This is a genomic window from Methylomonas sp. MgM2, from assembly GCF_054172045.1.
In genome coordinates, this window is sequence record NZ_JBSYXO010000007.1 from 93,821 (window position 1) to 107,063 (window position 13,243).

Annotated in this window: 11 protein-coding genes; 9 read left to right on the forward strand and 2 right to left on the reverse strand. The window is 52.1% G+C overall.

Annotation, left to right across the window (positions count from 1 at the left end):
• The first annotated feature begins 177 nt into the window (after positions 1 to 177).
• Together ACW73I_RS07805 and ACW73I_RS07810 are read left to right on the forward strand one after the other, a co-directional pair.
• Positions 178 to 1,146 (forward strand): dienelactone hydrolase family protein, encoded by a 969-nt coding sequence (locus tag ACW73I_RS07805; protein ID WP_458028681.1) that lies wholly within the window; start codon positions 178 to 180, stop codon positions 1,144 to 1,146.
• A 127-nt stretch (positions 1,147 to 1,273) separates the two neighbouring features.
• Positions 1,274 to 2,158 (forward strand): isocitrate lyase/PEP mutase family protein, encoded by an 885-nt coding sequence (locus tag ACW73I_RS07810; protein WP_458028682.1) that lies wholly within the window; start codon positions 1,274 to 1,276, stop codon positions 2,156 to 2,158.
• 33 nt (positions 2,159 to 2,191) lie between these two features.
• Here the strand turns inward: ACW73I_RS07810 and ACW73I_RS07815 are convergent, their stop codons facing one another.
• Positions 2,192 to 3,727, reverse strand: coding sequence for a hypothetical protein (locus ACW73I_RS07815; RefSeq protein WP_458028683.1), 1,536 nt, complete (start codon positions 3,725 to 3,727; stop codon positions 2,192 to 2,194).
• A gap of 456 nt (positions 3,728 to 4,183) precedes the next feature.
• Here ACW73I_RS07815 and cyoA point away from each other — a divergent pair, with 456 nt between their 5' ends.
• The 4 genes from cyoA to ACW73I_RS07835 are packed head-to-tail and all read left to right on the forward strand — an operon-like array spanning position 4,184 to position 8,045.
• Positions 4,184 to 5,068 carry a ubiquinol oxidase subunit II gene (gene cyoA / locus ACW73I_RS07820; protein ID WP_458028684.1) on the forward strand — a complete coding sequence of 295 codons (885 nt, stop codon included), beginning with the start codon at positions 4,184 to 4,186 and terminating at the stop codon, positions 5,066 to 5,068.
• An 11-nt stretch (positions 5,069 to 5,079) separates the two neighbouring features.
• Positions 5,080 to 7,068, forward strand: coding sequence for a cytochrome o ubiquinol oxidase subunit I (cyoB, locus tag ACW73I_RS07825; protein ID WP_458028685.1), 1,989 nt, complete (start codon positions 5,080 to 5,082; stop codon positions 7,066 to 7,068).
• Positions 7,065 to 7,664, forward strand: a complete 600-nt coding sequence (gene cyoC / locus ACW73I_RS07830; protein ID WP_458028686.1) for a cytochrome o ubiquinol oxidase subunit III — start codon at positions 7,065 to 7,067, stop codon at positions 7,662 to 7,664. The genes cyoB and cyoC overlap by 4 nt, the downstream gene beginning before the upstream one ends.
• Positions 7,665 to 8,045 carry a cytochrome o ubiquinol oxidase subunit IV gene (locus ACW73I_RS07835; protein WP_458028687.1) on the forward strand — a complete coding sequence of 127 codons (381 nt, stop codon included), beginning with the start codon at positions 7,665 to 7,667 and terminating at the stop codon, positions 8,043 to 8,045.
• 250 nt (positions 8,046 to 8,295) lie between these two features.
• On the opposite strand, the gene ACW73I_RS07840 is transcribed toward ACW73I_RS07835, so the two are convergent.
• On the reverse strand, positions 8,296 to 8,751 hold the full coding sequence (locus ACW73I_RS07840; protein ID WP_458028688.1) for a hypothetical protein: 456 nt from the start codon (positions 8,749 to 8,751) through the stop codon (positions 8,296 to 8,298).
• Between the two features lie 755 nt (positions 8,752 to 9,506).
• On the opposite strand from ACW73I_RS07840, the gene ACW73I_RS07845 reads away from it, so the two are divergent.
• From ACW73I_RS07845 to ACW73I_RS07855, 3 genes are all read left to right on the forward strand, one after another.
• Positions 9,507 to 10,985, forward strand: coding sequence for a NarK family nitrate/nitrite MFS transporter (locus ACW73I_RS07845; RefSeq protein ID WP_458028689.1), 1,479 nt, complete (start codon positions 9,507 to 9,509; stop codon positions 10,983 to 10,985).
• 64 nt (positions 10,986 to 11,049) lie between these two features.
• Positions 11,050 to 11,358: a hypothetical protein gene (locus tag ACW73I_RS07850; RefSeq protein WP_458028690.1), complete on the forward strand. Its 309-nt coding sequence runs from the start codon at positions 11,050 to 11,052 to the stop codon at positions 11,356 to 11,358.
• A 12-nt stretch (positions 11,359 to 11,370) separates the two neighbouring features.
• The gene (locus tag ACW73I_RS07855) at positions 11,371 to 13,101 is read left to right on the forward strand and encodes a protein kinase domain-containing protein (protein ID WP_458028691.1); all 1,731 of its coding nucleotides are present in this window, start codon (positions 11,371 to 11,373) and stop codon (positions 13,099 to 13,101) included.
• Positions 13,102 to 13,243: the final 142 nt, after the last annotated feature.

The following is a 13,243-nucleotide window of genomic DNA, read 5'->3' on the forward strand; positions in this document are numbered from 1 at the left end:
AGCTCGGTTCGTTTAGCCTCATACAAATCTCATCCCGCTTAAGCTGCTGAATATGAGAGCCTGCTGCTAACTTACGGAGTTTTTGAGTATGTTTACGCGCAGCAGCGATTCTATCATGTAGGGTCATCGGCTATACTTCGACCGCACACCCCTTAAGTTCACGCCGAGGAGGCCGATATGCGCTTTTTACCCTATACGTTTTTGTTGAGTATCTGGCTGTTCACAATCCAATGCCCTACCGCGTTCGCGACGGAACTGAGAAACTGCAGGAATATATCCGGACCGGACATAACCTTCATCGAATTCGAATCCAAGGACATTTCCCTTAATCCCGGCACCGCCACTGGAATAGCCGAAAACGGGCCTTTGACCATGAAGGGCAAATTGTCGATACCGGCTGCAAAAGCCTGTAACCGCTCAAGTCGCGATCTGCCGGCCGTCGTCATTTTGCATGGATCGAGCGGCGTCGATTCACGCGGCGACTTTTATGCGCGCGCCATGAATTCGGCCGGCATCGCGACGCTGGAAATCGACATGTGGGAGGCTAGAGGCATCGCTGGAAGCGCCGATCGGCCTGCGTTACCGGTCATCAACTATCCGGATGCCTTCGCCGCGCTTTCGTTTTTAGCGGACCAACCGAATATCGATCCAGATCGTATCGGTGTTTTAGGCTTTTCGTGGGGAGCGGTCGTCAGCATGGCTAGCGCCACTGAAAACATCGCCGCTCAATTCGGCGCCGGCCTGCGTTTCAAAGCTCACGTAGCCAACTACCCTGTTTGTTACGCCTACAACAACCCTTATATTCCCTTTTCCCAATTCGGTTACTTCAGTTTCGGCAGCCAAGCCTCGAACCCGCTTACCGGCGCACCGGTCATGATTCAAATCGGCGACTCCGACGCTTATGATGAAAGTCCCGCGCCTTGTCTTGCCCTTAAGGCAAGCCTACCTAGCGACGAACGCCAATTAATCGAAGTCGTACCTTATTCGGACGCCGCACATGCTTGGGATCGATTAATGGTTCCAATTTCCGTTTTTGATCCTTTCAGTCATCTAGGCCAGCAAGGATACGTTGATCTAATCCCTAACGTTGAACAAGCTTACGCGTCGCAAAAAAACGTAGTGCGCTTCTTTAAACGTAATCTTTAAACGCCCGCTGTGCTAACGAGGGCGGCAGCAACGCCGTCCCACAGGCGTCAATCCCGTATAAGTTGACTTAAGTACGCCGCTCTAATGACAATTACGACTTGTCATGAACGATTGGAGAAAAGCGGGAATGAGAAATACACTGCGGAAAATGATCGAACGGCCCGGCATCCATGCCGCGCCGGCGGTTTACGATTGCATAGGGGCGATCGCGGCGGAACGTTGCGGTTTTGATTTCATTTTTTCCAGCGGATTCGGCATCGCGGCGTCACTGCTAGGTAAACCCGATTTCGGATATTTGAGCGCCGGTGAGATGATCGATGCGGCCAGACGAATCGCAGGCAGTGTCGCCATCCCGCTGATTGCCGATATGGACACCGGCTACGGCAACCCGCTAAACGTCATCCGGACTGTAGAAGAAGTCGTCCAATCCCGGATAGCCGGGATTATTCTTGAAGATCAGCATTGGCCGAAAAAGTGCGGGCATTTTGAAGGGAAACAAGTGATATCGGTGGATGAACAGGTCGAAAAGATCAAGGCCGCCGTTTATGCGCGTGCCGATTCCGATTTGGTTATTGTCGCCAGAACCGACGCTCGCGCTTTGGAAGGCCTTGATGGGGCAATCCGGCGCGGTGAGCGTTATCTGGAAGCCGGGGCGGACGTCTTGTTTATCGAGGCTCCGCAATCCAGAGAAGAGCTGGCTCAGGTAGCACAGCATTTTAGGGGCGCAGCGCTGTTCGCCAACATTATCGAGGGCGGCAAGACACCGAATTTATCCGTCGCCGAATTGGAAGAGATGGGCTATAAACTGGTCGCGTTCGCCTTGTCCGGCTTATTCTCGGCGACTCAAGCGACGCTCGATTGCTTTAAAAGATTGAAAACCGACGGCAGTACGGCTAATGTCGATTGTGCCTTATCGTTCGAGGACTTTAAAGACATTATTCGGATGGACGAGCATACCGAGCTGGAAAAAAGGTTCGGGCTAGCCAAATGCCGAGATGACCGTTCAGTCTAAGCCGGATCGAAGCGAGAACGGTCTTGGTGCCGGCTAATTATCTGCTTTTGCCGTTTTGAAACGGGCAGACGCGCCTAAAAGACCGATCACGAAAAACGAGGTACCCACCAGCGTAAAACGCAGATTGGCCTCGTCAACAGTCAAGTCGTCAGTCGCGTATAGCATAATTATCACGGCAACTGCGCCCCACGCAATGAAACGCAATACGGCAAACAATAGGATTTGGCTTGACGTTTCGGTTTCGCTGGCCGGCGTGTCCATGCGGTAGGCAATAAAACCGCACACAAGCGCCGGCATGATCCCCCAGCGCATATGATCGACGAAGCTTTCCAGAAAATTAATGTACTCCGTGTGATAGAAAGTGATTTCTAGAACGAGCGTGGCTACCGTGGTGCTGACAACGAAGCCCGTCATCATCATCGTCATATAGAAGCCGTAATATCGATCGGCCTGCTCTTGTTGATGCCTGAAAGCGAACGCCCTGGATATAAAAACCAGCGCGATCGGCAAAATATACATTGGAATGACGTAACCCACCCAGCGTAGCGTCGTATAGCTAAAGTGCGACAATGGTTTGTCAGGAAATAGGAAGGTGTTATACAAGGCGATCGATATCTCGCGCCCCAATATCACCCCAATCGAGGCGGCGGCGGTGAAAATCAACACATATTTATAAGTATGTTTTAAACGCGCTTCGTGAACGTTGCCGCCAAGCTTTTTGACGGTCGCCCAAATCTCGTTTTCGTTTGCACTGCCGAACACGACAAGGGCGGCAAGCAGCCTGCACAGCAAACCGGTCAGGCGATCCAGTTCCTTGATCAAATTAACGGTCTTGGTATAGTGCGGCTCCGCCTCTTTCCAAACGGCGATTTTTTCCGACATGGCGTTGTAGGAGATACAAATTTCTCCCCATTTTAAAGAGGGTTCGCTGAAAAGACGCCGGAACGAAGATTCGTTGGCGTAGTTTTGGATGCGGTCGAAAAGCAGGCAGTTATGCGCCCATTTATACTCGACGGTACCGCTGAATTTATCGAAATCGCCCGGATCAATGCTCTGTACCAATAAGCGGTCGGCAATTTGCGCTTTAATCTTATCGTCTACGGCCGACAGTCTGGAGGTGATTAACGCATTATAAACTTCTACCGCTTTGGTCGGAATCGCGAAAGCGTCATGAATACTATCCCTTAAGATAAGCAGAGGATTGAATTTACTTTCCCAGCTAATGAAAAAAAGCAACAATCCGGCGGATATCAGAGGAACAAGCGTGCTTCCGTCCAAACCGTGCAGAAGATTCACCAGCTCCCCGCTACGAAGACTGCCGACGACCAGGGTCACCAATGGCTCCACAGGCAGCCATTGCCAGGTGAGCAGCCAAAACAACGCAGCGATAGACGTGCAGTAAACCGCAACTCCTATCCAATAGGTACTTTGTCTAATAAAGTATTGCGGCAAGGTCGGCTCCGCGCCAAGTTGGATTCGGCGTTTTTGAAAGGATAGATATGCAAGAACAAATGCAGCCACGGTTCCCAGAAACTGAATCATAAAGGTAATCAAGAATTCAAGCGTCATCGTGCGGCTGCTCCTAGGTACGTTTAACGGTGTAGATTAGATTGATGCTTAATTATAAACACGCAGCTTGAACAATAATGGGTATTTTTTGTCTCTTCGCAAGACCAAAGCTCGATTAGCGCGATGACGGTAAGACTATCGGCACGAATGCATACCAAAATAACTTCAGGCGTTTCGGATAAACGTTGGAAGCGAGCATCAAACCGCTTGCGCGCTTTTGGACTGCGCTGCCGACGATTTAAGGCGAACCCTTTGCCTCATCCTAATCGGCGCGATGGTAAGACCGAATTATGTTTCAAGTTGCATTTTTCACCGGGAATCAATGCGCGCTAATCGCCATAATCCAAAGTGTTAGGTTATACTCAATACTTAGCAGCGCTTCGCTGTTTTTAAGCTGTACCGCTTTTTCGACGCAGTTTCCTTTTAACCGCCGGAATTTTAGGTCGCAGGTATGAAATGAAACTCAACGCAGTAAACCGCTTTTTGCCGGGCATTTACTTCTACCTACTCCTTTCGTTGCTGGCAGGCTGCAATTTAGATCATGTCGCCGACCTTAATCCGTCCGGCCCCATTAGCCGGACGATAGACGTGCTTTTTTGGACCACCGTCGGTTTGATGTCGCTGATCATCCTACCGGTATTCGGCATGACCGCATGGTTCGGCTGGAAATACCGCGCGTCGAACACGCGCGCACCTTATACTCCCGAATGGGCTTATTCCAAGCGACTGGAATGGCTGGTCTGGCTGGTCCCCGGCACAATCATCGCCTTTTTGGCATGCATGTCCTGGGAATTCACGCATCGGCTGGCTCCTTACAAGCCGATAAACGCAGGAACTCCATTGCAAGTTCAAGCCATAGCCATGGATTGGAAATGGTTGTTCGTCTATCCCGAGCAAGGCGTCGCCGCGGTCAATGAACTGGTTATCCCGGTAAACCGGCCGATCGCCTTCAAGCTCACTTCCAACAGCGTAATGAACTCTTTTTTCATCCCGCGCCTGGCCGGGCAAATCAACGCAATGGCCGGCATGGAAACCCATTTACATTTAATCGCCGACAAACCCGGCCGCTACTTCGGAGAGAACATACAGTTCAGCGGCGAAGGTTTTCCGTATCAACATTTCCTGGTAAACGCCGTATCGGCGAATGATTTCCGGTCTTGGATCGCAAGTGTTAATAAAATCCCGATAAAATTGGACATGTCCCAGTTCTCGCGACTGGCGGAACCCAGTGTCAATCAGCCGGTGATTTATTTCGGCTCGGTGGCGCCTTTGTTGTTCGAATCCGTTATCGACCAATTCAGCTGTGGGCAGCGCGTTTCAGGCCGCCTCGTCAGCCCTTAAGAGAAAAATCAATGTTCGGTAAACTTACCTTGGCCGATGTCAGCTACACCAACCCTATCGTCATGGGCGGCGTCGCCCTGATGCTGACAGGCGGTTTAATAACGGTCTTGTTGATCAGTTACTTCCGCAAATGGTCGTACTTATGGCATTACTGGTTGACCAGTCTGGATCATAAAAAAATCGGCGTCATGTATATCGTTATCGCCTTTATCATGCTGCTGCGCGGATTTGCGGATGCCATTATGATGCGCACCCAGCAGGCGATTGCCGAAGGCCCGCAACAGGGTTTCCTGACGGCCGGCCATTATGAGCAAATTTTTAGCGCCCACGGTACCATCATGATCATTTTTATGGCGATGCCGTTTTTAACGGGTTTAATGAATATCGTGGTGCCGTTGCAATTGGGCAAACGCGACGTAGCGTTTCCGTTCATGAACGCATTAAGCCTGTGGTTGACTGCAGCCGGCGCGGCGTTGATGATGATATCGCTGGCGGTCGGCGAATTTTCCACAGCGGGCTGGAGCGGATATCCGCCCTATTCGGAATTAAGCTATAGCCCGAATGAAGGCGTCGACTACTGGATTTGGGTTTTAATGCTGAGCGGCGCCGGTTCGACCATGACCGGCATCAATTTCATTGTGACGATACTCCGTGACCGCGCACCGGGCATGACTCTGATGCGGATGCCCTTATTCTGTTGGACCGCGTTGTGCACCAGCGTTTTAATCGTCTTGGCATTTCCGGCCTTAACCGTCGCAATCGCCTTGCTTGGCCTGGACCGTTATTTGGGCATGCATTTTTTTACTAACGACGCCGGCGGAAACATGATGAATTTCATCAATCTGTTCTGGATATGGGGCCATCCGGAAGTCTATATCGTGATCCTGCCGGCTTTCGGAGTTTTTTCGGAAGTCATTTCGACCTTCTCCGCCAAAAAGCTGTTCGGCTATAAATCGCTGGTATATGCCACCGTGGCCATCACACTGTTGTCGTTTACCGTTTGGCTCCATCATTTCTTCACAATGGGCGCCAGCGCCGATGTAAACGCCGCATTCGGTATTGCCACGATGATCATTGCGATACCCACCGGTGTCAAAATCTTCGACTGGCTGTTAACCATGTACCGCGGGCGCATCCGCTTTAACGTCCCCATGCTATGGGCCTTGGCTTTTTTACCGACCTTTGCCGTCGGCGGAGCGACCGGCGTGTTGTTGGCAGTACCGCCGGTGGACTTCATGATGCACAACAGCGAATTTCTGGTCGCACATTTCCATAACATGCTGATACCCGGCGCATTGTTCGGTTATTTGGCAGGCTATCATTTCTGGTTTCCGAAAGTCTTCGGTTTCCGCTTGGACGAAACCTGGGGCAAATTGGCTTTCTGGAATTGGGTGGTCGGTTTTTACCTTGCTTTCCTGCCGCTTTATGCCCTGGGTCTGATGGGCATGCCGCGGCGCATGGCGCATTTCCATAACCCGGCCTGGCAACCTTTGTTGACCGTAGCGGCGGTTGGCGCTTCATTTATACTGCTTGGCATCGCCTGCCTGGGAATCCAACTTTTAGTCAGCGTGTTGAAGCGCGACGCGTTGCGCGACCGGGACGGCGACCCTTGGAACGGGCGCAGTCTGGAATGGTCGACTTCGTCTCCGCCGCCGGAGTATAACTTTGCAATCGTGCCTGAAGTCAACGGCATCGACGCGTATTGGGAAATCAAAGCCAACCGGCCCTCCGCCCCGACAACCGGCCCTTATTCGGACATTCAGCTACCGCGCAATTCCGGCGCCGGCGTCGTTTTCGGCGGCGCCTCGCTATTGTTCGGCTTCGGTATGATTTGGCATATCTGGTGGCTGGCAATTGCGGCAGCGCTTGCGATGCTGGTGATCATCATCCTGCGCTCTTTCGACGAAAATACGGAATACTGCCTGAGCGCCGGGGACGTCGAGCGAATCGAACGCCAAAACCTTACGCCGGTTCCGATAGCCGCCGAGGAACCGTCATGATCTCTGATTCAGCTCCGGAACTGACCGCCCCCCAGGAATCGGTCTCCGCGGACAAGCATTTCGGACTCTGGTTATATTTGATAAGCGATACGGTACTGTTCGCGCTATTGTTCGCCGTTTACGCCACGATGAGCCGCAATTACGCCGGCGGACCGAGCGGCCGGGACTTGTTCGAGCTCGGCCAGGTGTTTCTGGAAACCTGGTTGCTGCTGTGCAGCACGCTGACCTGCGGTTTGGCGATGCTGGCCTGGCGGAATAAGCGCAAGCGATACCTATTATTTTGGTTGATCGGCACTTTCGGTTTGGGCCTTAGCTTTATCGGCATGGAACTATACGAATTCGGCCGTCTGATTGGCGTCGGCGCAGGTCCCGACCGCAGCGGTTTTCTTTCGGCTTTTTTCACGCTGGTCGGCACTCACGGACTGCACGTCACTATCGGGTTGATCTGGCTAGCCGTGATGCTTGCGCAGATCCAACTCAAAGGCATGACCGCTCCGGTGTATTGCCGTTTATTCCGTTTCAGTCTGTTCTGGCATTTTCTGGACTTGATCTGGGTCGGCGTGTTTTCCATGGTTTATTTAGCCGGAGCGTTATAAATGAATTCCTCTTCCACTGAGAGCACCCGCCGTTACCTGATTGGATTTGCACTCGCGCTGGGGTTGACTGTTTTGGCCTTTGCGCTGGTTGGCGCCCGGACCGGCTTTGTGCTGGAACTCTTTCGATATGCGATCCCGGCCTTACCCGACAATGGCAAGTTATTTGCCGAGTCGCCGCGCTGGATCGTGTTAACGGGCATATTCGTGCTCGCCGTCCTGCAAGTGGGCGTGCATTTACACTATTTCCTGCATCTGGATTTTAGCCGGAAACAAAGGCTATTGTTGCATACGCTCTTATTTTCGCTGCTGATCGTTTTCATCTTGGTATGCGGGACTCTTTGGATCATGCACGATCTGAACCGGCAAATGCTGCCGAGCTGACAGCATACCGCACTTCCAGCCTTATTCGAATCGAGAGACGAAGCAAGCGGAAGCCGCTGCGTGGTTGACAGGCTAACCTCGCGCCCGGTTTTCGACCGGCATGGGATTTCGGCGCATTATCGCAGCGCCGGGCGCCTACTGTGCCCTATGCGCGAAACGGCGATATAGGCGAGATGCGGTTTGCATCCCGCCGCGTCCGGAACCTCCAGCGTAGTCGAAACTAGATGTTGCCGTCTGACTGAAAGATAGCTTACGCGAAATATTGTTCGCGCAATTCGCGTATCGATGGTGCAGTCAACTCTTTATCGTCGCTTTTGCGCTTAACGGAGTAAATGCCTTTGTTAAGGACGATTTCTTCGCCCTCGCTGGCAAAGGCGGTAACATTGTGTGCGGGATCGAGCGGAATGTATTGCTTGCCGCCAAACTCACTGTTGAAGTCGGCGATGAGTCCCGCATGCGGCGGGTTATTCACCGTGCCCCACCAAGGCGATTTACCGCCATCGTACGACCAGGTATCGCCGATGGATTCGGGCGGCAGGCAGCGCTCGACCAAACGCTCGCCGACTACGGCATATTGCTTGCGGCTGGCTTTTTCCGGTTCGGTTCCCGCAACTTCGCGAATTTCGAGGATCTCGCCGTTGGTAAATGCATCAGACGACGGCACGACGCGGCTCCAGCTCCCATCCAAATTTTTGTGTTCAAACATCTTGTCACCTTGTAAGTTAATGGAAAATCATCAATGCGATAGCAAAATCGTGACCAAGTTTATTCGGCGACAAAACCGCGTAGACGCCACGCGCAAGCTACGACTAACCAACTGTTTTTAAAAAATATTTTTATACAGAACGCTTACAGTATGCTCGGAAACGAAACCCGAAACGGATTGGTTCACGGTAAAAACTCCGGCGGGGCCGAACAATTTATCGGATTTCCGACAAAACTTCAGCTGCATGCAAAATTTGGGAGCACCTACACCTCTTTCGAACGTCTGGTTGAAAATTCATTAGCCGAAACCTTAACCGGGCTTGTTCTTGTCTCATCGCATGCACCATTTAGACAAATAAATCGACAACTCTGCTTTATTTTGGTGCAAGCTAACATTCCTCTCGCTCCCTAATCTTACTCGATAAAAGCCGCCAGCCCCCGCCCGGCAAGGAATGCGGCTAGACCAACAAAAATTGGCGCATTTAATGCTGCAAAATCGATCGATGCAATGCTGCATCTTTGACTCTCTTCGACAATGGCGTCGGAAAACCGTTGGTATGTATCGGCGGTAACAAACTTATCCGGCCATTGCTCGTCTTTATATTTTCTTCAAGTCCGAAGCAATGCGCGCGTAATTAGCTGACGCCGAACCGAATAAGGCTGTTCCTCCCGACCTATCAAAACGAAGCGATGTGTTGTCTCGCGGCAGCCCGATTCGTTATGCCGTTAACTTATTCATTACCTTGATCTCGTGCTATGTCTAACATGCAATTTAATCTGTTCAGTTTTGCCGGCAAAATGAAAATTTTGCACATGACCTGGTTAGCTTTCTTCATCAGCTTTGCGGTTTGGTTCAACCATGCGCCGTTGATGCTAACGATCGCGGAGTCGCTTAAACTGAGTCAAGCGGAAGTCAAAACCATCTTGATCCTGAACGTCGCCCTTACGATTCCGTCGCGCATCGCGATCGGCATATTAGTGGATAAATTCGGTCCCAAGCGCACCTATTCGACACTGCTGGCTTTGGGCAGCCTACCTTGTTTCCTGTTTGCAATGGCCGACGACTTCCAGCAGCTGGCCCTGGCGCGTTTTCTGATGGGCTTCGTCGGCGCCGGTTTTGTGATCGGCATACGCATGGTGGGCGAATGGTTTCCCGCGAGGCAAGTCGGTATTGCCGAAGGCATCTACGGCGGCTGGGGTAACTTCGGTTCCGCCGCGGCCGCGATCGTTCTGCCGTCCTTGGCGCTGGCGTTCGGCGGCGGCGACGGCTGGCGCTACGCCATAGGCTGCACCGGCGCATTGGCATTGCTGTATTCCGTTATCTATTTCTTCAATGTCAGCGATACGCCGAAAGGCTCGACCTATTTCAAACCGAAAAAATCCGGAGCCATGGAGGTCACCAGCATTTGGGACTTGTTCTTTTACATACTGATGACCGTGCCGCTTTACGGCGCGCTGACGCTGTTGACCTGGAAGCTATCGCCGGCCGGCATGAAATTGTTGTCCGACCCGGCTGCCATCGTGGCCTATACGGTGATCTGGGCTTTGTTCTTCTACAACGTCTATAAAATCGTCCATATCAACGAAGAGCATCTGACTCGGCCGGTCGAAGACATTCACAAATACAAGTTCAAGCAAGTCGCGATCCTGGACTTGGCTTATCTGGTGACTTTCGGCTCCGAATTGGCGGTGGTGTCCATGCTGCCGATGTTTTTCTACGAAACATTTCACGAATCGCAGGGCATTACCATGGTGCAAGCCGGTTTGTCCGCTTCCGGTTTCGCCTTTATGAATTTGGTGGCGCGTCCCGGCGGCGGCTGGATCAGCGACGTGTTCGGCCGCAAACTGTCTCTGAGCATTTTTATAGGCGGCCTCGCGATCGGCTATTTCGTAATGTCCAACATCACGCCCGATTGGCCCATCATATCGGCCATTCTGGTCACGATGGCGTGTTCGTTCTTCGTTCAAGCCGGCGAGGGTGCCGTGTTTGCGATGGTGCCGTTGATCAAACGCCGCATGACCGGCCAGATCGCCGGCATGGTAGGCGCTTACGGTAATGTCGGCGGCGTTATATTCCTGACCGTGCTGTCTTTCGTATCGCCTGCCGTATTTTTTCTGACCATCGCCTGCACGGCACTGGTGATCACCATTGCCGTGCAATTCGTCGAAGAACCGCAAGGCCATATGGCCGAAGTCATGGAAGACGGCACGGTAGCCATGATCGAAGTCGAATAATCCGATTGCCAAAACTTCAATTTAAATTTACCTCCACTTATTTGGCCCATGGCCGGGAGTATTTATGATCGTAATATTAGTGCTCGTCGCATTTTTCTTTTTAGGATTCGGCTCTATGCTGAGTTGCTGCGCCAACCAAGCCGCTAGCAACGAATTGGCTGAACAAATCGTGGAAAGACCGGCGGTTTTAACCACGTCGATTCCGGAAGACGCGGTGTTGCGGCGACATTTCATCGGGCAATTGCGGCGCGAAGTGGAAGCCGGCTTGCCGCCGCGACCGACCGATTCGATTCTGAAAAGACATCATGATGCGATGGTAAAAACGGAATTGAACTTTAAACTTGCGATTATCGAGTCGTCGATCGACGCTTAAACCAACTCTTTCATGGCAAAAACGCTCGCCGTAGACATCAGTGCCTTTAGCGATAAAGGCATCAAGGAAGAAAACCAGGATTTTTGGGGTGCCTTGATACCGGAAGAGCCGCAGCTCACGTTGAAGGGAATTACAATCGCAATCGCCGACGGCATGAGTGCAAGCGAGGCCGGCAAGGAAGCCAGCCATTGTTGCGTAACCGCATTTCTGGAAGATTATTACAGCACGCCGGACTCTTGGACGGTGGCTAAGGCCGGGCAAAAAATTTTGTCGGCCACCAATTCCTGGCTGCATAGCCAAGGCCAAACCCGCCACGCCTCCGCCAAAGGCATGGCCAGCACCCTCAGCGTGCTGGTCATCAAATCCAATACCGCCCATATTTTCCATATCGGCGACTCGCGCATCTATCTGCTGCGACAGGAGATTTTGGAACAGCTGACCCGCGACCACCGGCTTTGGGTCGATGACGAAAAAAGTTACCTAAGCCGCGCCATGGGCATAGAACCGCATCTGGAAGTCGATTACAAAAGCCTTTCGCTGGAACAAGGCGATCGTTTTCTACTGACCACCGATGGGCTACACGATTTCGTCGACGATAAAACCCTGCAATCGGTTTTGAGCACCAAGGCCAATCCGGAAGATATGGCCAAAACCTTGGTAGACACCGCGATCGGCAACGGCAGCGACGACAATGTCACTTGCCAAATCGTGCATATCGAATCGCTGCCGCTATTGCAGGAAGACGAAGTGCTGCGGCAGCAAGCCATATTGCCTTTTCCCCCGCTTCTGGAAGCCGGCATGGTGCTGGACGCTTATCGTATCGAGGCCGAGTTGCACGCCAGCAAGCGCACTCAGATTTACAGGGCATACGACACGCGCAAGCAGTGTCCCGTTATCTTGAAAACGCCGTCGGTGTTATACAACGACGATACGCATTACATCGAACACTTTCTGCACGAAGAATGGGCCGGCAAACGCATCGATCACCCCAATGTATTAAAGGTGCTGGAAACCGACCGCGCCAAAAGCTGCATGTACTATGTCACCGAATACATAGACGGCGAAACCCTGCGTGCGTGGATAGACCGCAACCCCATGCCGGATGTTAAAACCGTCCGAAAATTGATCGAACAAATCGCTAAAGGCCTGCGGGCTTTTCATCGGATGGAAATGCTGCACCAGGATTTAAAGCCCGACAACATCATGATCGCGGCGGACGGCACCGTCAAAATCATCGATTTCGGCTCGGTCAAAATCGCCGGCATCGCCGAAATCACACCGTTGGATCACGGCGTACAGGAAAACATTTTGGGCACCTTGAACTACACGGCACCGGAATATCACTTAGGCCAGCGCGGCAGCGTCAGGTCCGACTTGTTTTCCCTGGGCGTGATCGCCTATGAAATACTGAACGGCGCCCTACCCTACGGGCAAATGCCGGAAAAACCCGACCGCAACAATCTGCGCCGCCTAAGCTACGTGCCCAGCATCCACCGCAACGAAATGGTGCCGATCTGGATAGACGGCGCCCTCAAAAAAGCCACTCAACTGACACCGCAATTCCGCTACGCCGAACTGTCGGAATTCATCCACGACCTGACGACCCCGAATCCCGAATTTCTCAAATCCGAAGACTGGCAACCCTTAATCGACCGCAATCCGCTATTGTTCTGGAAAAGCGCCGCGCTGTTTTTCTTTTTAAGCAGTCTGGTGTTGTTATTGGTTTTGATATCCCGGATCTAAATCCGAATCCTAGCCATAAGACGGAAGCGGATGAAATCCAACTGTCATCACTATAATGAACGCGCAAAAAGCTAAGTTCAGAGCGTAGGTGGGCAAATTTGCCCACCGAAATTCGCATGTATTGAATCCACGTGGGCACATG

Excerpts from the sequence above, each read along its gene's own strand:
- cyoC (WP_458028686.1), top strand. The coding sequence starts at position 7,065 with ATGATCTCTGATTCAGCTCCGGAACTGACCGCCCCCCAGGAATCGGTC.
- ACW73I_RS07840 (WP_458028688.1), bottom strand. The coding sequence starts at position 8,751 with ATGTTTGAACACAAAAATTTGGATGGGAGCTGGAGCCGCGTCGTGCCG.
- cyoB (WP_458028685.1), top strand. The coding sequence starts at position 5,080 with ATGTTCGGTAAACTTACCTTGGCCGATGTCAGCTACACCAACCCTATC.
- ACW73I_RS07815 (WP_458028683.1), bottom strand. The coding sequence starts at position 3,727 with ATGACGCTTGAATTCTTGATTACCTTTATGATTCAGTTTCTGGGAACC.
- ACW73I_RS07855 (WP_458028691.1), top strand. The coding sequence starts at position 11,371 with ATGGCAAAAACGCTCGCCGTAGACATCAGTGCCTTTAGCGATAAAGGC.
- ACW73I_RS07805 (WP_458028681.1), top strand. The coding sequence starts at position 178 with ATGCGCTTTTTACCCTATACGTTTTTGTTGAGTATCTGGCTGTTCACA.
- ACW73I_RS07845 (WP_458028689.1), top strand. The coding sequence starts at position 9,507 with ATGTCTAACATGCAATTTAATCTGTTCAGTTTTGCCGGCAAAATGAAA.
- ACW73I_RS07835 (WP_458028687.1), top strand. The coding sequence starts at position 7,665 with ATGAATTCCTCTTCCACTGAGAGCACCCGCCGTTACCTGATTGGATTT.
- ACW73I_RS07810 (WP_458028682.1), top strand. The coding sequence starts at position 1,274 with ATGAGAAATACACTGCGGAAAATGATCGAACGGCCCGGCATCCATGCC.
- cyoA (WP_458028684.1), top strand. The coding sequence starts at position 4,184 with ATGAAACTCAACGCAGTAAACCGCTTTTTGCCGGGCATTTACTTCTAC.
- ACW73I_RS07850 (WP_458028690.1), top strand. The coding sequence starts at position 11,050 with ATGATCGTAATATTAGTGCTCGTCGCATTTTTCTTTTTAGGATTCGGC.